Source organism: Staphylococcus sp. HMSC034C12, assembly GCF_001835895.1.
GTDB classification, from domain to species: Bacteria; Bacillota; Bacilli; order Staphylococcales; family Staphylococcaceae; genus Staphylococcus; species Staphylococcus hominis.
The window spans coordinates 1-19743 of the sequence record NZ_KV826329.1; the positions used below are offsets into that span (position 1 = coordinate 1).

The 19743-nt window shown below is 29.2% G+C and carries 19 protein-coding genes; 5 read left to right on the forward strand and 14 right to left on the reverse strand.

Annotated features, from left to right (window positions below):
* Positions 1-357 precede the first annotated feature (357 nt).
* The 4 genes from HMPREF2629_RS05955 to hemE form a co-directional block, all read right to left on the reverse strand.
* The gene (locus HMPREF2629_RS05955) at positions 358-918 is read right to left on the reverse strand and encodes an RBBP9/YdeN family alpha/beta hydrolase (RefSeq protein ID WP_017176379.1); all 561 of its coding nucleotides are present in this window, start codon (positions 916-918) and stop codon (positions 358-360) included.
* Positions 919-1022: 104 nt separating this feature from the next.
* A complete protein-coding gene (hemY, locus tag HMPREF2629_RS05960; RefSeq protein ID WP_070813211.1) occupies positions 1023-2417 on the reverse strand; it encodes a protoporphyrinogen oxidase in 1395 nt (464 codons plus the stop codon).
* Positions 2418-2434: 17 nt separating this feature from the next.
* The gene (gene hemH / locus HMPREF2629_RS05965) at positions 2435-3358 is read right to left on the reverse strand and encodes a ferrochelatase (RefSeq protein ID WP_019835694.1); all 924 of its coding nucleotides are present in this window, start codon (positions 3356-3358) and stop codon (positions 2435-2437) included.
* 45 nt (positions 3359-3403) lie between these two features.
* Positions 3404-4441 (reverse strand): uroporphyrinogen decarboxylase, encoded by a 1038-nt coding sequence (hemE, locus tag HMPREF2629_RS05970; RefSeq protein ID WP_049382475.1) that lies wholly within the window; start codon positions 4439-4441, stop codon positions 3404-3406.
* Between the two features lie 247 nt (positions 4442-4688).
* On the opposite strand from hemE, the gene HMPREF2629_RS05975 reads away from it, so the two are divergent.
* Positions 4689-5189: an antibiotic biosynthesis monooxygenase gene (locus HMPREF2629_RS05975; protein WP_017176383.1), complete on the forward strand. Its 501-nt coding sequence runs from the start codon at positions 4689-4691 to the stop codon at positions 5187-5189.
* Positions 5190-5244: 55 nt separating this feature from the next.
* Here the strand turns inward: HMPREF2629_RS05975 and HMPREF2629_RS05980 are convergent, their stop codons facing one another.
* On the reverse strand, positions 5245-6468 hold the full coding sequence (locus HMPREF2629_RS05980) for an ABC transporter permease EcsB (protein WP_017176384.1): 1224 nt from the start codon (positions 6466-6468) through the stop codon (positions 5245-5247).
* A complete protein-coding gene (locus tag HMPREF2629_RS05985; RefSeq protein WP_048761762.1) occupies positions 6465-7202 on the reverse strand; it encodes an ABC transporter ATP-binding protein EcsA in 738 nt (245 codons plus the stop codon). Before HMPREF2629_RS05985 ends, HMPREF2629_RS05980 begins: the two co-directional genes overlap by 4 nt.
* A 134-nt stretch (positions 7203-7336) precedes the next feature.
* Here HMPREF2629_RS05985 and HMPREF2629_RS05990 point away from each other — a divergent pair, with 134 nt between their 5' ends.
* From HMPREF2629_RS05990 to HMPREF2629_RS06005, 4 genes are all read left to right on the forward strand, one after another.
* Positions 7337-7762, forward strand: a complete 426-nt coding sequence (locus HMPREF2629_RS05990; protein ID WP_017176386.1) for an HIT family protein — start codon at positions 7337-7339, stop codon at positions 7760-7762.
* A 152-nt stretch (positions 7763-7914) separates the two neighbouring features.
* Positions 7915-8298, forward strand: coding sequence for a YtxH domain-containing protein (locus HMPREF2629_RS05995; RefSeq protein ID WP_002449632.1), 384 nt, complete (start codon positions 7915-7917; stop codon positions 8296-8298).
* A 199-nt stretch (positions 8299-8497) separates the two neighbouring features.
* Positions 8498-9055: a DUF3267 domain-containing protein gene (locus tag HMPREF2629_RS06000; protein WP_017176387.1), complete on the forward strand. Its 558-nt coding sequence runs from the start codon at positions 8498-8500 to the stop codon at positions 9053-9055.
* 224 nt (positions 9056-9279) lie between these two features.
* Positions 9280-10239, forward strand: a complete 960-nt coding sequence (locus HMPREF2629_RS06005) for a peptidylprolyl isomerase PrsA (RefSeq protein ID WP_017176388.1) — start codon at positions 9280-9282, stop codon at positions 10237-10239.
* Between the two features lie 58 nt (positions 10240-10297).
* Here the strand turns inward: HMPREF2629_RS06005 and yhaM are convergent, their stop codons facing one another.
* From yhaM to HMPREF2629_RS06045, 8 genes are all read right to left on the reverse strand, one after another.
* Positions 10298-11239 (reverse strand): 3'-5' exoribonuclease YhaM, encoded by a 942-nt coding sequence (gene yhaM, locus HMPREF2629_RS06010; protein WP_002449625.1) that lies wholly within the window; start codon positions 11237-11239, stop codon positions 10298-10300.
* Positions 11236-14172 (reverse strand): AAA family ATPase, encoded by a 2937-nt coding sequence (locus HMPREF2629_RS06015; protein WP_019835690.1) that lies wholly within the window; start codon positions 14170-14172, stop codon positions 11236-11238. The genes yhaM and HMPREF2629_RS06015 overlap by 4 nt, the downstream gene beginning before the upstream one ends.
* Positions 14162-15358 (reverse strand): DNA repair exonuclease, encoded by a 1197-nt coding sequence (locus tag HMPREF2629_RS06020; protein ID WP_048682396.1) that lies wholly within the window; start codon positions 15356-15358, stop codon positions 14162-14164. Before HMPREF2629_RS06020 ends, HMPREF2629_RS06015 begins: the two co-directional genes overlap by 11 nt.
* A gap of 150 nt (positions 15359-15508) precedes the next feature.
* Complete coding sequence (locus HMPREF2629_RS06025) at positions 15509-15853, reverse strand: YlbF/YmcA family competence regulator (RefSeq protein ID WP_017176392.1); 345 nt, start codon at positions 15851-15853, stop codon at positions 15509-15511.
* Between the two features lie 71 nt (positions 15854-15924).
* Positions 15925-17055, reverse strand: coding sequence for a DUF445 domain-containing protein (locus tag HMPREF2629_RS06030; RefSeq protein ID WP_017176393.1), 1131 nt, complete (start codon positions 17053-17055; stop codon positions 15925-15927).
* 220 nt (positions 17056-17275) lie between these two features.
* Complete coding sequence (locus HMPREF2629_RS06035; protein ID WP_002449642.1) at positions 17276-17740, reverse strand: XRE family transcriptional regulator XdrA; 465 nt, start codon at positions 17738-17740, stop codon at positions 17276-17278.
* Between the two features lie 249 nt (positions 17741-17989).
* Positions 17990-18613, reverse strand: a complete 624-nt coding sequence (locus HMPREF2629_RS06040) for a response regulator (RefSeq protein WP_017176394.1) — start codon at positions 18611-18613, stop codon at positions 17990-17992.
* Positions 18614-18627: 14 nt separating this feature from the next.
* Entirely contained in the window at positions 18628-19737 is a 1110-nt protein-coding gene (locus tag HMPREF2629_RS06045; protein WP_017176395.1) for a GAF domain-containing sensor histidine kinase, read from the reverse strand.
* Between the last annotated feature and the right edge of the window lie 6 nt (positions 19738-19743).

Sequence of the window (19743 nt, forward strand, 5' to 3'; positions counted from 1 at the left end):
AGCCCGACGAGCTACCGAACTGCTCCATCCCGCGCCAATATTATTAGCACTTCAAATGAGTACTTAATTAATATATCATTTAAGCCACTGTAATGTCAACACTTTTTTAAAATAATTTTTACAATACGTTAATTATAAATTTAAATAATTATGAGATAATTATTTTTTAATTAGTGCTTTTTTCAATACTTTATTAGTATATATATTAACACCTATATAGTCAATAAAAATTATAAATTAATTTGTGTAAAAAAACGCTACACTTAAAAAATTTTATTTTATGGGATAATTTGGGTATAAAATCTCATAATTATTATTACTCTTTATATTACTATTTGATACTTTCCCGCTCTAACATTATTGTGTCATATATTTTTGCATTTTTTCTTGTAATTCACTGAAAGAAACAAAGCCTTCTTCTTCTAGGAAGTGCCCTCCTTCTTCAACAATTCGAATTGATCCTCCTAAAGCTTGTAATAACTTTTCAGTTTCTTTATAAGATACATGTTCATCATCTTTTGAAGCGAGACCGTGAAAGTGTTTCACCTTTTTCTTAACTTCATCATAATCAATGGTAATATGATCTAAATTAACAGATTCATCGATGTCTTGAGCATCTTCTTTAAATCCAGCAATACTAAAAAAGCCTTCTATTGGACGTTTTAAATCTAATTGTTCAATAAATTTCAAAGCAGCGATTGAACCATAGCCATGTGTTACAACATACGTATCGGGATGATTGATTTTAATTTGTTGTTTCATAGTTTTTAGCCACATATCTAATTTTTTATTATCCGCTTTATCTAAATTAAACAATTGTACATTATATCCTTCGAGTGCTAAGTTATGTTTTAACCATTGATACCAATGATTTTGTGCATTTCCTATTTGTGAATGAACAATAATTACATCTGTCATTTTTTATTCTCCTTTTCTTCTTAATAATGACTATTTATTTTAAAATAAAGCACTTTAAAGAGACAAATGTAACCTCTAAAAAGTGCCTATTTACTATGCTTTATTTATAACTCGTCTATTAATTCTTCAACAGCATTTTTGCCTTGTTGAATACAATCAGGTAAACCTACCGCTTCAAAAGGTGCACCGGTAATGCGTAACCCGTTATATTGACGTTTTACATGATTTTGTATATTGCGAATTTGAGTCATATGACCGATATGATACTGTGGCATACTTTTTGGTAATCGATTCACTATGGTAAAATCTGGATCACCTTTAAACGTCATCATTTTACTTAAATCTCGACGTGCGATATTTATAATTTCTTCATCAGTATGGTCATCTACAACCGTATCGCCAGGTTTTCCTACATACGCACGTAATAATACTTTACCTTTTGGTGTAGTAAACGGCCACTTTTTAGTCGTCCAAGTACATGCAGTAATATCAGTATGACTGGTTCTTGCAATGACAAATCCAGTACCATTATAGGTATTTTCGATATTTTTCTCATCAAATGCAAATACAACCGTTGCAACTGTAGTAGAATCCATAGTATTAAAGTATTTAAATGCTGAATCATGATTAAACCATTTCATAAACGTTTGATGCGGTGTCGTAACAAGTAAACCATCAAACGTCTCCCGACTATTATGTGTAACAATCTCATAATTATCATTATGAATATGAATATCTTCTACTGGTGTATTATATTTGAAGTGTACACCTTTTTGTTCAACATTTTTAGCTAGTGCTTCAATAAATGAACTTAGCCCATGTCTAAATTGTTTGAATTGTCCTTTAGGAGCACCTGGATAAAGCTGACGTTTTCTTGTACGTTCGCGTTTTTCATCTTTCATTCCTTTAATTAAACTACCATATGATTCTTCTTTATACTTGAAATTAGGAAATGTACTCATCAAACTTAATTGATCAATATCTGTTCCATAAATTCCTCCCATAAGGGGCTCAATCAAATTTTCCAGCATTTCGTTTCCTAAACGTTTTCTGAAGAATTCACCAACCGAAATATCATTTTCTATTTTAATAGGCGGAATAACTAAATCTAATCCTGCTCTTAATTTTCCTAAAGGGGAAATTAAACGTGTTTTTAAGAAAGGTTTAATATCTGTTGGAATTCCCATAATTGATCCGCCTGGAATAGGATACAATTGGTTCTTAGCAAAAATGTAGGATTGTCCTGTTTGATTCGTAATTAAATCATCTTCAAGACCTATATCTTTTGCTAAATCTGTCATGATCGTTTTTCGACCTAAGTAGGATTCTGGACCAAGTTCAATAGTATAACCATCGCGTCGATAAGTTTGAATTTTACCTCCAGGTCTTGAAGTTGCTTCAAAAATAGTTACATCTATGTCTTCATTGTAATGTTTAAAATAATATGCACTGGCTAGACCTGTAATGCCAGCACCTATAATTGCAACTTTTTTACTCACAACATGTCCCTTCCTTTTTAAAAAACTGTTTTAATTTCGTCGACAATCGCACCTATAAATAACGGATTTGTATTAGGCATTTCTGGTCGATAGTAATTAGCACCAATGTCATCGCAAACAACTTTACACTCATAATCATTATCGTAAAGTACTTCAAGATGTTCACAAACAAATCCAACTGGTGTATAAATAAAGTTTTTATAATGATGTTCATTGTATAATTCCCTTGTTAAATCTTGTACATCAGGTCCTAACCAAGGCGTACCTGTATTACCCTCTGACTGCCAACCTTGCGCTACATGTTTAATATTTGTAGAAGCTTCTAAACGATCCATAGTATCTTTAATTTCATTAGGATAAGGATCATTATTACGTTCTATTAATCCTTTAGGTAAACTGTGCGCAGACACGATTAAAATTGTTTCATCATGTTCTTCTTCTGGAATTTCAGCTAATGTTTCATTTACTTTATTTGTCCAGTATTCAATAAATTTAGATTGTTGATAATAACGTTCAACATGATGTAGTTGTATACCATATTTATCCGCTTCTTCTTTAGCACGTTTATTATATGAACCTACTGAAAAACTTGAATAATGGGGAGCTAATACGACTGTAACAGCCTCTGTAATACCATCATTATGCATTTTTTCAACTGCTTCTTCAATATAAGGAGAAATATGTTTCAATCCTAAATATAATTTAAATTCTACATCATCATATGTTTTATTAAGTGCATCTGTAAGTGCTTTAGCTTGACGATCTGTCGTGCCTGCAAGTGGAGAAAGCCCACCTATAAATTCATAACGATTTTTTAAATCTTGAAGTTCTTCTTCTGTTGGTCTTTTACCATGTCGTATATCTGTGTAATATGGTTCAATATCACTTTCTTTATATGGCGTACCATATGCCATTACTAATAAACCTACTGTTTTAGTCATTCTTAAAACCTTCCCTTTTAAAAATAAATTTTTATGATTCTAATTTTATTTTTGCGTATAGTCATGAACCAGTTGTGTTACTTTTTTAAGTGTATCTGGTTGAACTTCTGGGAAAACGCCATGACCTAAGTTAAATATATGTTTACCTCTTTGCATTCCTTCATCAAGTATTGCTTTAACTCTTTTTTCTAATACATCCCATGGTGCTAGTAGTAATGAAGGATCTAAATTACCTTGTAATGTTTTATTTACACCTAATTGATCCGCTCTCAAAATAGATGTACGCCAGTCTAAACCTAAAACATCAATTGGCAAATCATTCCATTCATTAATGAGATGACTAGCCCCTACACCAAATAATATAACAGGAATATTATGATGTTCTTTAATTCCACGGACTAAACGATCCATAGATGGTTTTATATAATATCGATAATCCTGTACATTAAGTGCGCCTACCCATGAATCAAAAATTTGAATCAATTCTGCACCTGCTTCAACTTGAGCTGTTACATATTTAATTGAAACGTCTACAAGATGATTCATTAAAGCAAACCAAGTCTCTTCATCGCCATACATCATTGCCTTAGTAAATGTGTAGTTTTTAGAAGGTCCACCTTCAATCATATAAGATGCTAATGTAAAGGGAGCACCCGTAAATCCAATTAAAGGTACATTTAACTTTTCTTCAGTTAGAATTTTAATTGTTTCTAGCACATAAGGCACATCTCTTTTAGGATCAATTTGAGTTAATTTTTCCACATCTTTCATAGATTTAATGGGATTGTGGATTACAGGACCTATACCAGATTGAATTTCAACATCTACTCCGATAGGTTTAAGTGGTGTCATAATATCTTTATATAACACAGCTGCATCAGTATTGTAATTATCAACAGGTAGATGTGTTACATATGCACAAAGTTCTGGTTGATGTGTAATATCAAAAAGTGAATACTTTTCTTTTAATTTGCGATATTCTGGTTGTGATCTGCCAGCTTGGCGCATAAACCACACAGGTGTGTGTGAGGTTGATTCCCCTTTAATTGTTTGTAAAATTGTATTATTTTTTTTATGCACCATTTTATCCTCCTAAATTAAAATCATTCTTATTCATAATATCACAACATAAAAGATTTCGCGTTTCTTAAATATTAAATGTCATAAAAATGACAAAGCACGTCTATCTATTCTTTAATTTTAAATTTGTAATTATAAGTGAATTGATTTAAATAAATTATTCACAATTTATTTTCTTATTTAAATTATTTATAATAGCTAGTCTTATCATTTAATCGTATAATATACATAAATAAAGGAGGTATGGCTTATGAAAATATATACAACTTATGGAACTTATGACTATTTAAATCAAATTCGTTTAAATCATCCTGAAAATCATCTGTTTATTTATTCAACTAATGATTCTTCAGTCATTATTGAAGAATCCGAAGATAAATCTATACTTAAACACCCTACTACTTATGAAGTTGTTAATGAAATCAATGAGCTTAATCATCAACATTTCTATTCAGCTATCTTCATTCCAAGTTCAGAAGATCATGTCAATCAACTAGAAAAACGTCTTTCGAATTTGAATTTAGATTTCAGTCAATTTGCTGGTTTTAAAAGCTATCGTTTCTTACGACCTGAAGAAGGTACTACTTATAAAATTTACTTTGGCTTCGCTAATCGTCAAACATACGAAGATTTTAAATCATCTGATATGTTTAATGATTATTTTTCTAAAGAAGCATTAAGACATTATTTTGGCTCAAGCAGTCAACATTCAAGTTATTTTGAAAGATATTTATATCCAATTAATGATTAACATAAAAAGAGGAAGCTTAAGTATGTGTTTAATACATCTTAAGTTCCCTCTTTTTTTAATCTCTTAATAAAGTTTCCTGATATTGCAATTTTTTAATCGTACTTCTAATCGTTAACCATCCTACAATAAAGAATACAATTGCAAAAAAGAAGTATTTTATATAAAAGATGATAAAAATGATTGCGAAAATAATACCTATCATAATCATAAGGCGATATAAGAATTTTTCATATCCTTTGATCACTTCACTATCTGATACAGGCCAAACCTGAGGCCATAGTCCATACGCTTGCTGCGTATAAAACTGAGACATTTGCAATAAAATAATATACATAAATAAACTACCAATAATAATAGAAACAAGTGGATGAGACAGCCAAATCATAAGTACAAGTGCAATGACAACAAGTCGAAGAATAATACTTAATGCATCTTTTCCTCTTACAAAACTTCTCACAAATAAATAAAGATACATATTGTGCGAATTAAAACGACGTCCTTTGGGTGTGGGTAAAAGAAAATCTAAATATTTGCGTCTTGCTGCATTTTCTTTTAAATGCTTAACATCTGTAAACATATTTACAAATTTATAATAATTTGTATGATGTCTTTCTTCTACTGAAATCAACTGTTCCCATGGAAATAACGTAAGACTCTTAAATTTAGGTATAAGGTACGCCATGCCAAAGAAAATTATTGTTAATAAAATGGCAAAATATAATTGTTTCCCTAAAATTAGATAATACGTTATAAAATTAAGTGAAAATATTAAGACATTTAATATCCATTGAGACAATCTCGCACGATACCATTGCCATTTTAAGCGTAGTCCTAAAATAGGATGAATAAGCGCTAAAACACTCATCACGATATAAGATACAACTAATTGTTGATTAAGCTTATAAAACAATGGAAATAATACAATTAATAACACTATTTGTAATATTATACGGTTAAAATAACTATATCTTAGGCCTAATTTTATATAATCTTCCATATTCTTCTCAAAAGGAAGCAAAAATAACTTGTCAGCATCTTTTAAAAATGTTCGAAATGGAAAGATTGAAGTTAAAGCAATTACAATACTTGCTAAGAATGCATAATCTATATTTTTAGGAATATGTTGTAACCATTGACCATAACCTAATATGAAGGCTCCTAATAAAATAACTAAGAATACAGTAAAGTGACCATTAAAAATAAATTTATTATAATAATGTTTTTCTTTTTTTATTGCGTCATAACGTTGTTTAAATAATGCTATGGCTTCATTATTCATGTCGTTTGACCACCTTGCGTAACATGGATATAAATATCATCAAGAGTTTGATCTTTAAGCCCCGTTTGTTCTCGTAGTTCCTCTAAATTTCCAAAAGCAACCACTTTTCCTTTATCTAAAATAATGAATCGATCACAATATCTTTCAGCAGTTGCAAGAATATGGGTACTCATTAGTACTGTACGCCCTTCATTTTTCTTTTCAACCATCAAATCAAGCATGGATTGTATACCTAATGGATCCAAACCAAGAAATGGTTCATCAATAATATAAAGTTCAGGATCGACAATAAATGCGCATATAATCATTACTTTTTGTTTCATTCCTTTTGAAAAATGGCTAGGAAAAACATTAAGTTCATTTTCAAGTCTAAATGTTTTTAGTAGAGGACGCGCACGTTTCATTGCTTCTTCCTTACTTATTTGATAAGCCATAGCAGTCATGGCTATATGTTCTTCTAATGTTAATTCTTCATAAATGACTGGTGATTCAGGAATATATGATAGTTTACGACGGTAGATTTCGATATCATCATTAATATTGGTATCTGAAATAGAAAGTGTTCCTTCCATTGGCGTTAATAATCCAAGCATGTGCTTAATGGTCGTACTTTTTCCAGCGCCATTGAGACCAATTAATCCTACTATTTCACCTTTTTTTAATTCAAAATTTATATTTTCAATAACAGGACGTTTACCATATCCTCCTGTTAAATGTTCAACTTTAACTGTCATAAGGCACCTCCATGAGTTATATTGTACCAAAATCATTATATAACTACTAAGGTTTGCTATAACTCATTAGCGAATTTTTAAAATAACAATGTTATAATAATGAGTAAAAATAGGTTAAAGGAGTGCATTTAATTATGTCAGAAACTGTTTTTGGTAAAATTCTTACTGGTGAAATTCCAAGCTATAAGGTTTATGAGAACGATTATGTTTATGCATTTTTAGATATTTCTCAAGTTACTAAAGGACACACACTTTTAATTCCGAAGAAAGCTTCTCCTAATATTTTTGAAACTGATGAAGAAACAATGAAACACATTGGAGCTGCTATTCCAAAAGTAGCAAATGCCATTAAAAAAGCATTTCAACCTGATGGATTAAACATTATTCAAAATAATGGTGAATATGCTGATCAGTCAGTATTTCATTTGCATTTCCATTTCCTACCTCGATATAAAAATGATATCGATGGTTTTGGTTATCAATGGGAAACTCATGAAAATGAAATTAGCGATGAACAGAAAAAAGATATTGCTGAACAAATTAAAGCTCAATTTGAATAATTCTGCATATTGAATATCATTTATGGGTAATATAAAATGAAATCAATATGTCAATGTAATAATTATAGTAAGTAGCTTAAGTCAATCGTTACTTACTTCATAAAATGATATGATTTATTCTATAATCGACATAATAGTGAGGAGAATAAAAAATGAAAGTTACACGTGTATTATTTGGTATCGGTGTGGGACTTGCTTCTGGTATTGCTGTATCATGGATGAATCGTGATCAACAAAGATATAATGCTAATGCCTCTGGACAAAAAGTTCCTACTGGTGCTCGCTCAGAATTAGAACGAGAAATCGAAACAATTAAACGTAGTTTCTATAATATTATTGATTATAGTAAGCAAGTGAAAAATGACGGTGTACAACAAGGTAGCGACATTGCTAACGAATTTAAGACTTTAATCGGAGATTTTAAATCTGATATCAATCCTAATATTGAAAAATTAAAATCTCATATTGAAAATCTTCAAAATCGTGGCGAAGAAATTAGTAATACATTTTCAGAAGATAAGAATAATAACAAATAGAACTCTAACATTGAGCTCAATTTGGCTATGAAGAAATTTATATTAATAGATTTCTTTATGGCTTTTTTTATAAATATACAATCTAATATAAAAACATTGCTCTATATTACAATAGCTATTAAAAATTGTCTTGACGATAACTCAAGTTAGTTAGATAATACCTATCGTATATTAAACGACCTATTTTCGAGGTGGAGTTATGTTTTTATGTAAACGTCATATAGATATCCATGCGCGATTTGGTGTTCCAAGAATTGCGTTTTTAAGTATTGTAACAACTATTATTGCGTTTTTAGTTAGTTATGAGATTATGTATTATTTTGTAAAAACGCCTTTATCAGATAAATACTTTTTACTTCTAATATTATTTATCATTCTTATGTACCCTATTCACAAAACAATACATTTATTCTTCTTTTTACCTTATATTCATGCGTTTAGATGGCACAAGTTAAATAAGAAAAAATGGCTTCCTTATTTTAATACGTATGTGAATACGCCTGTCCGCAAGTTTTATTTTTGCATTAATCTTATTTTGCCATTTTTAATAATTACAAGCATTTTAATTTTCCTAACTTATCATTTTCCAAGTTATGGACATTATTTTATGTTCTTATTTGCCTTAAATCTTGGTTTATCAGTTATGGATTTTTTATATTTAAAAATTATTCTTTTTTCAAAAGAAGGACAATTTGTTGAAGAACACCAAACAGGCATTAATTTACTGACAAAAGTGCCATTCCATTCAAAGTTCTAATATATAAAGAAGGGTAATTATAAACGTATTCACTCAAAATTAAAATACAGTCTACTGGTTATTTTGAATATATTAAAAAGTCTATGATATTGAATGATATCGTAGACTTTTTTTAAATTATTTTTCATCTAATACTTTAGTTGTAAATCACCTTTTATTAATTGGTGGAATAATTATATTATGTTATAGTAACTTTGTTAACATACAAAAAGGAGCTATCAACTATGAAAATTATGAATAAACTCATTGTCCCTGTTACAGCAGGTGTTTTATTACTTGGAGGATGTAGTTCTGATTCTACAGATTCTAAAGATAATACATTAATTTCTTCAAAAGCTGGTAATGTAACCGTTAAAGATGTTATGGATAAAATTGGTAAAGATCAAATTGCTAGCACATCATTTAGTATTGAGTTAAATAAAATATTAGCTGATAAATATAAAGACAAAGTAGATACTAAGCGTATCGATGATGATATTAAAAAAGAAGAAAAACAATATGGTGGTAAAGATCAATTTGAAAGTATGCTAAAACAACAGGGTATGACCCTTGATGATTACAAAGAACAGAAAAGACTATCTGCTTACCAAAAACAATTACTTAATGATAAAGTTAAAGTGTCTGACAAAGAAATAAAAGATGATACTAAGAAAGCATCACACATTTTAATTAAAGTTAAATCTGATAGTGATAAAGAAGGTTTATCAGATAAAAAAGCAAAAGCAAAAGCTGAAAAAATTCAAAAAGAAGTTGAAAAAAATCCAAATAAATTTGATGACATTGCCAAAAAAGAATCAATGGATTCTGCTTCAGCTAAAAAAGGCGGGTCATTAGGTTATGTTATTAAAGGACAAATGGTCGATAAATTTGATAAAGCTTTATTTAAACTAAAAGAAGGTCAAATTTCTGACATTGTTAAAACAGAATACGGCTATCACATTATCAAAGCTGATAAAGAAGATGACTTTAATAAACAAAAATCTCAATTAAAAACAAAAATTATTGAACAAAAAGTTCAAAAAAATCCAAAACTATTGACAAATGCTTATAAAGACTTATTGAAAGAATACAACGTAGATTATAAAGATAGCGATATTAAAAAATCTGTAGAAGATACTATACTTAATCCAGAAAAATTAAAAGAACAACAAAGTAGTAGTGCTTCATCAGGATTATCTTCATAATTTTCATAAATCAAAAAGGTCGGAACAATATGTTCCGACCTTTTTTCGTCTATTAATATTAATCTAATTTCTCTGGATTATAAAATTGACGGTTATCCATACCAAAGATTCTTTCAGTAAATTGTCCTTTTTCAGTTTTCTTAAATGCTTTATCGAACATATTCATTTTTGCATCAATATTGTCAATAAAGAATAAAATTTCTGCTTCTTTTAGATGTGGCAATTTAGGAGAACCAAACTCCATTTTTCCATGGTGTGCTAAAATCATATGTCGCAATAACATGACTTCTTCACTATCAATACCAAGTTCTTTTGCCGTCTCAGCAACTTCATCACTTGCTATTGAAATATGTCCAAGCAAATTACCTTCTACCGTATACGTTGTTGCAACTGGTCCACTTAATTCTCTTACTTTACCAATATCGTGTAAAATAATCGCGCTATATAACAAACTTCTATTTAATAATGGGTAGATATCACACAATGATTTTGCAATTTTTAACATCGTTAATACATGATAGCTTAATCCTCCTGCAAAGTTATGATGATGAGAACTTGCTGCAGGATAAGTAAAGAATTTATCTTGATATTTTTTTAATAAATGACGTGTAATACGTTGTAAATGTGCATTTTCAATTTCTAAGATAAAATGTGATAACTCATCTTGAATTTCGTTAGGTGAAAGTGGCGCACCATCTACAAAGTCTTGAGTTTTCACTCCATCTTCTGCTGTTGCTAATCGAAATTGATTGACTTTCATTTGTTTACGGCCACGATAGTTAATAACATCCCCTTTTACCCATACAATTATTTCTGGTTTAAGGATTTTCATATCATCTTTTGTGACAGTCCATAGTTTAGCTTCAATATCTCCACTTTTATCTTGAAGATATAATGTCATATAGTCTTTACCTTGTGCTGTTACACCCTGTGTCGCTCTGTGGATTAAGAAAAAATTCTCCACCGAATCACCAGGATTTAATTTTTCTACGTTTCTCATCGTTTCCCGCCTTCCTCTTTTTTATTTAATATCAGCATTTCTCGAGAAGGAATCGTAGTATCTTTTGTACAAGTAAAGTACAATACTTGATGTTCTTGAGATAATTCTCTTAAATAGTTTAACATCATTGATTTTCTTTGTTTATCAAAATGTACGAATGCATCATCAATGATAATTGGGAATGGATAATATGGTTTCAACACCTTAATTAAACTAAGTCTCAATGAAATATATAGCAACTCTTTCGTTGATTGACTTAATTCAAGTGGATGATACATTTGTCCATTTCGATGTTTAACTTTAATTGAATCATTTTCATAAGTAATTAGATTATATTTACCATCAGTTAATGTTTTGAAAATATTAATGGCTTCATCTATCACATATGGTAGTCGTTTATCTTTAATTTGTTTAATGTGCTCATTAATTAGTGTCTCAAGATAACTTAAGCTCGCCCAATCTTTAGCAATATCATTCATTCTATTTTTTAAATTATAATATTGATGACGCAATTGAGATAGTGTTTTATCTGTTTCCATTTGATTAATACGTGCAGAAAGTTCACTCACTTCAGTTTGTTTCTCCAAATATTTATCATTATAATCATCAACTTGTTGAGCTAACATTTGATCTTCTTCTTCTAATTGAGCAGTTGTTTTTTCACTTAAAACAGAACTATCTTCATAAGAGAATTCGTGATTACTCAAATAGGTAGATAAATCATTGAATCGTGATAGTTGTTGTTGATAACGTTGATAAGCTTCGTAATGTTGATAATACTGCTCTTCATTTTGAACTTCAATATATTTAAACAACTCGTTTATAGTCGTTTTATTTTCATCCAAACGACTTTCTAACTGTTTTAATTCTTTACTTAATAGGGTTAATTGATTTTGCAATTGAGATTTCTTTTCTTTTTTACTTTCATACTGAGAAATCCAACCTTTCAAATCATTAAATAATGAAATTTTATTAAACTCGTCGAAACTATCTTTAGTAACATCTTGAGCATGCTCATAGAAGTTAATTAAATTTTGATTTAACTCTATGTTCTCTAATAATAATTTATTAAGTTGTTTATCATTAACTTTAAGTTGATTCATTGTTTTCAAACTATCTACTAAACGTTCATCTGACATTTTATCAGATACTTTAATGTCTTGTTTGATTTCAGAAATATCCTGTGCTAATGCATCAATTGAAGACTGAATATCTGATAAAATCGAATGTTGATGATTAAGTTTATTAGAAAGTACTGATTTAGTATTATTAGCATTATTCCAACGTTCACGCAATTGGTACTGATCATCTAGATTAAAATCTAAATCGTATTTATCTTCGAGTGCTTTAAGTTGTTGTTCTAAATCACTAATTTCCTCACTAATTGTTTCACTATAATCAATATCTTTATTTTTACTAAAGAATAAACCTACTATAAATATCACAGTGAGAATTGCAAAAATAATACTAAAAGTGATACTAGTTGTAATAAATGCAAAAATAGTCAAACCAGCACTCATCAAAGCCAAAATGATAAAGCTGATTTTCAACCATTGATATTGCTTTTGTTTTCTTTCTTTTTCTGATTCAAAGGAAGCTTTTAATTTTGAGTATAAACTTTCTTTTTCATGTAATTCTATTTTTTGCTGATTATATTCTTTTTTCTTTTCAAGTGCTGTTTCAGAAACTAGTTCACTTTCTAATAACTTAATTTCCTTTTCAATTTCCTTTTTTTCAATATTATGCTCACCAATCATACGTTCAACTTGTTGCTTTTGATTTAATTGGTGATTATGATTTTTAATTTTTTCACTTATATAATCTTTCATTGTTTCAGAAGTATCCGCTTCATGATAAACTTCATTCCAACCGATATCATCTTTTAATGTTTGCTGAGAACGTTCGAAAGTTTCTATTTCCTTTTTTAAAGCCTTAGCTTTTAATTCAGATTGCTTGATATCACTCTCTTGTTGATAAAGATGATACATATCACTCACAGTTCTATCATCAGGCATCTGAATTAAATTAAATTCATTTTCTAGTTGTCTTATCTTCTCATCCCTTAATCCTATATCTCGATCAAGTGATTGTTTATATTTTAATGCAGTTTCATATCGTTCAATACCTTGCTCTGGGAATTTCAACGGTTCGATATTTAAATGATGCTCAAGCGATTTCCATTCTTGCGCATGAGCATGAAGTCCTAACTGCTTTTGCTTATTTTCATGCATTTTTGATAATTGCTTAAGATTTTCTTTTAAATGAGAAAGATGGCGTTCTGATTTATCTTTTTCATCTATAAGACGTTGATATTCGTCTAATTTGGTTTCTTCATCTCTTATTTGTGCTTCTAATTGTTTTAGTTCTTCAATTTGTTGATTTAGAATTGGGTTCTTTCCAGCTTTTTTATAAAGCGTAGTTTTTTTCTGATTAACAATTTGCCCCATAGATGTAAATTCAGAAGATCCTAAAGCACCAGCTTCTAATAAATAGCTTTGTAATTGTTGTTCATCTAAATTTCGATGTATATCTTGTAAACCAAGTACATTAAATGAAAATATTCCTTGATATGTCTTTTTTGAAATATAGTTTAATTTCTTCTTAAGCCATGCTTCATCTCTTATCAATCCATTTTCTAAATAAACTTTTACGTCACCTTGAGCACTACCTTTTACACGCTCAACTTCAATTTCTGATTTGTCATCTAAAATAAGCGTTAGCTTGCCCCCATACTGATTTCCCAATCTAGGTTCTAAACGCGGTTCTTTTTCTTTCTTTGTGGGAAAACCAAATAAAATTGAATGAATAAATGATTGTATGGTTGATTTACCTGCTTCATTTTCCCCATAAATTTCGGTAAAAGTCTGATTTAATTCAATCTTACGTTGTACGAATTGACCATAACCGTATATTTCAAGTGATTTAATAATCAATTTCTTCACCTCTCATATCTGCTTTCAATATTTTCTCAGCTCGATGAATGAGTTTTGCCTTATTGAAAGTGGTGTAGTCTTCTAAATATTTTGAAGCTCTTGGATTTAAATATAAATCTGTCATTGCCTCTTCAAACACTTTGTCATCGTTTATGAGTTCATTAGAAAATTCATTTATAAGAGGTGTTTCTTCATTCTGTATATAATTAAGAATCATATCTTCAATGACAATAAAATCATGTTCATTTTCTTCATATTCACTAATCATTTCTCTTATTTGAAGAATATCTTGTGTTGATAAAATTTTGTCATTATCTATATTAATCGTCAATCTATAAAATGCTTTACCTTGTTCACGAACTTGTTTCTTAAACTTTTGAATTTCCTCATAGATACCTTGTTTTGAAATTTTATCAGTCTTAATTGTAGCTTCTTCAAAACGTATAAACTGAGTTGGGATAAAAGTTGTTTCAAGATGTAGATGATCCCCTTCTACAAGCAAACAACCTTTAGTTCCTAATTCACCAAAGTGACGACCTTGAATGTTACCTGAATAGTGAATAGGCGGCATATCACTTAGTTCTTGACGTTGATGAATGTGACCGAGTGCCCAATAATGATACAGTTTATGATTAAGATCTTCTAACATAAATTCAGTATAACGCTGTTTTATGTTAGATTTACTATAAGTTCCATGAAGCATTCCTATATGTATACCATTACTTCCTTGACTAGATGGATATTCATCAATTTTATTTTCATAACTTGTATTGTTTTGATAACTAAAACCATGAATATAAATTTGTTCTCCAGCTTTGGTAATCGCTTGATAGGTTTCAACACGATTTGAAAATACTGATACATTATTAGGCCAATTATCTGTAATTCTAGTTGTTAAAGGATCATGATTCCCATGACATATGTATACAAATATTTGTTCTTTTTCTAGACGTTTAAATTGCTCTTTTAAAAAAATTTCAGCACGTAATGTGCGATTTTCACTATCAAATAAATCTCCTACAATTAACATAAAATCAACATCTTCTTTTAATGCTACATCTACAATTTTTTTAAAGCTCTCATAGGCACTTTTTTGTACATCTTCGAAAATACTTGTCGATAATTGTTGTTTAGATTTAAAAGGGCTATCAAGATGCAAATCTGCACAGTGAATAAATTTAACCATTAATTTAAGCTCCTTAATTGTTTGATAAGGTATCTTTATGTATTACTATATTTTACCATATCTTATGAATATGGGTCGATGAACTTTGACATAAAAAAACTACGCGATTTTATGAAAAAATCGCGTAGTGTCCATTACTTAAATTATTAATTAGTCAACGTAAATTTCGTCTAAAGGTTTTACAATAATTTGATTAATTTCTTGGAAAACTTGACTCATTTTTTGTTCTGCTTGCATTAATTGTGAAATATTTTCATCTTTTTCAATAGCTTGAGCTTGTTCTTGAGCTTTAGCTAATTCTTCTTCAGGAATTTCTTGACCTTGCATTTGTTTTTGTTGGAAATTCATTTGAGTTTCACGGAACTCATCGAATAATTTTTTAGATTCTTCATTTTCTTTAACTTTAGCAAAAGCATCTTTAATAGCTTTGTATTCATCACTATCTCTTAATGCTTGTTCTAGTTGATTTGCATAATCATATAAATTTACTGCCATTTTAAATTGCACTCCTTCGTGTAATAATGATGTTTTGACAACTCTTTAATACCATAACATATTATGATTAGTTATACAAAAATTGCGATTAAACCTTGGAAAAGACCAATCATACCACCTAAAATAAATCCTAATAAGGTAATTAATTTTAATTCTTTATTAGCAATTTCAATAATCAACTTTTCAATGTAATCTAAATCAAATGTATTGATTTGATCTTCTACTAGTTTACGTAGATTAATTTTTTGCATTATCGTTGAGAGATGTTTGGATGCTTGACTAATAATAAGTTGTGTAACTTTATCTGATAACGTTGTCTCTAAATATTGCATTAATCTTGGTGATAGTTGATTAAGTGGTTTATCTATTTTTTCATTTAAATTTAAATATGAAGTAATAAGTAATGTAACTGAGTCTGATAGTTTTGAAAATTGAGCCTCATCAATGATTTTCTTAAGTGATTGTCGTTTCAGCGTCTCATATTCATTATCAATCACTTGGTTTACAATACGTTTTGCTTTAGGATGATTGGTTAAACGAATCAATTCATGTTGGATTCTATCTGCAATACTTTCTTTTGTCATAAACATTTGTAGTAATCCAACGATTTTACCTTTTTCATTAAAAAATGTATCGAGCATGTCATAAATATCACGAGCGCCTTTATCAGATGACAGATAAACACGAGCTCTTTCGCATAATAAATCTCCTAATGGCTCGACTTTCTTATCAATCATTCGCTTAGTTTCTTTTGGTAGTAACTTAATCACTTCTTCATTTCGATGTTCATTATAAAAAGCTAATAGCTTTTGTGAAATTGTATCTTCTAATTTCTCATTGACTAAGTAATCTATTTTAACATCAAACTTCTCAGCAAAGTAACGAATTGTAGCTTGATCACTTTTTAATTTCGCTATTTGCTCCTTAACTAATTCATTAATTGTTTCTTTAGTTTTCGTTTCATTTAGTTTGTTGTGAATCAAAGTTTCTGTAATGAGATGTTCTTCAATCACTTGCCCTATCTTTGTAGCTATTTCATCTCTTCTTTTAGGTATTAAACCAGGTGTAAATGGAATTCGCATATTAAATATATAATGAGCTTTATAGGGATGAAACAACATTCTAATAGCTATAACATTCGTGACACCACCAATGATTGCTCCTATTACTATCATAAAGATGACTACTAATACTGCTTGCATTTAAATAACTCCTTAATTTTTATATAAGCAATAGCAAAATTATACCATGACAAATGTAAACTGCATAACTTAATAGTTCAACGTACATTTATATTTACAAATTTTTGAAATAAAAAAATAATGAATTCATCGCAAAATTACAGTGAATTCATTATTAATTGAAAATAGTGATTCAGTTGAAGGTCAACTCTTCTATCACTATATCTTATTTATATTAAAATTAAACGTGCATTAATTCTTCTTTAGCATTTCTATTAAAGTAAGTTTCTGCTTCTCTTAATTTAGATGTTCCAAAAATAGGTTGTTTTTCAGGATTAAGCACTCTGTAGATATTACTTACTTTATTACTTTGTAAAATAAATCCATTACGCGTTTCCATTGTATTCCAATAAATATCACTTGTTGTAGAATGATTAGGATATGCACAATGGTTTCTTGAAATTGTTTGTACAATTTCTAATGGATCGCAACCAAATGTGTTATTTAAAACATCTGAATCTCTAAATAAAGCACAAATTGATACACAAGTTGTCCAATTTGGTAATACACGTTCTTTTTCGATTTGAACAAGTGTTTTTTTAGAAAGACCTATTGTTTGTGCCATAGTATCTTGTGTGTATCCTGCTTCAATACGCACCATTTTAAATTTTGTTTGAATTAAATCTGTAAAACTCTGTCTATCCATTACTCTTCTCTACCTTTCTAATAGGAGTTATTTTATCCGGACGCAAGAAATTGCAATAATACACATTTCTTGAAACACAAATTACATCTTAATATATTTTCAATAAAATGAAAAGAGAAATTTTTGTTTTTACGTATAATTTTATAAATGGCAAAATTATCAAAATAATTAAACTAATAAAACAAGTCATTTGTCTATCATTATCATATTTTAAAATTACCGTTTTTATTTTTAATAGATCTATTCAATTTATATTAATTTATTTTCAATAGCATATATAGCAGCTTGTGTTCGATCTGAAACTTGTAATTTATTAAATATATGACTGACATGTGTTTTAACTGTTTTCTCAGATACAAATAAACTTTTTGCAATGTCTTTATTTGTCTTACCTTTCACCATCTCTTTTAATACTTCCATCTCTCTTTTAGATAATTTATTATTAAAGTGTGGTTTTTCATGCATTGCATCAATTACATTTTTAGCTTTTGGATGTATTATTTTCTCATTATTTAATACTTTAGTAATAGTAGCAATCAGCTTTTGTGGTTCAACATCTTTAATTTCATAACCATCAGCACCTTCATTAATGGCAGACATAACATATTCATCATCCACATAACTTGTAAGCACTAACACTTTTATGTATGGGTAATATTTTTTTATATAATGCGTCACTTCGATACCATTCATTTTAGGCATAACTAAATCTAATAATACTAAATCAGGCATATTATTCTCATTTAAATATTTAATAAATGCGTCACCATCAGAAAAACTTGCTTGTATATCTAAACCCTCAACTGTTGAAATTAGAAATTCTAGTCCTTGTCTAACAATGTGATGATCATCGATTAAAACGATACTTGCCAAATTTATCACCTACTTTAAATTGGAATATTAAGATAAATAGTTGTCCCCATTTGTTTATCTGATTGTATGTTAAATTCTCCGTCTAAACTATGAATACGTTGCTTGATATTTTTTAGACCATGCGTCGTTTGATTTAAGTCATCACTCACATTAAATCCTTTTCCATCATCATAAATTTTAATATATAATTGATGTTCATTTTGTTGCATGTTAATAGATACTTGATTCGTTTGTGCATGTTTCTTCGTATTATTTAAAGCTTCTTGAAGCATTCGGTACACATTTTCTTCAACTAAATTGGATAATTTAATCAATCCTCTTACTTCGATGTTTAATTTTAAATCTAACATATTCGCATAATGTTGAATCGCATTCACTAACCCATGTTCTAAACCAATTGGCTTAAGTTGCCAAATTAACGCACGCATTTCATTTACTGCGTTTTGACTTGTATCTTCAATCATCTTAAATGCTTTTTTAGCTGTTTTATCCTCTGTGATATCATGTGCAGCATGAGCTGTTAGTTTTAATGAAAAAAGCATTTGGTTAACTGAATCATGTAAATCACGCGCTAGTCGATTTCGTTCACTTATTCGTGCTGCTTCTTTTTCTTGGTCTGTTAAGTATATACGTTTAATTGCAGAACCTATTTGTAAAGCTACTGATTCTAGTAACTCTAAATCGTCTTGACTATATACTACAGTATGAGGTGTCGCGACATTTAATAATCCATACTGTTCATCTCCTGATCTAAGTGGTACTGTCGCATGATGCGTAATAAGATAATCATCTTTTTCACTTTCTTGATTAGCTAAATTGATTCTTGAACAATTTATAATATTAGATGCTTTTGTTAAATTTTTATGATGATAAGCATTGACACACCAACACGTACCATTATTTAAATACTTACAATTATTATTTTTTAATGAATGAGGTAAATCAGTGCTAGCTACAAGTTCTTGTTCACCTTTTTTATTGATTAAAAAAATCCAACCTGTTGTAAAACTGCTACCATTGATTAAATAATCTAATACTTTATTCATCATATTATATAATTCAGTTTCTTCATTAAGATATTCTGCAATTTCTTTTAATAATGCTAAACGTGTCGGTTTTTCCATATTTTC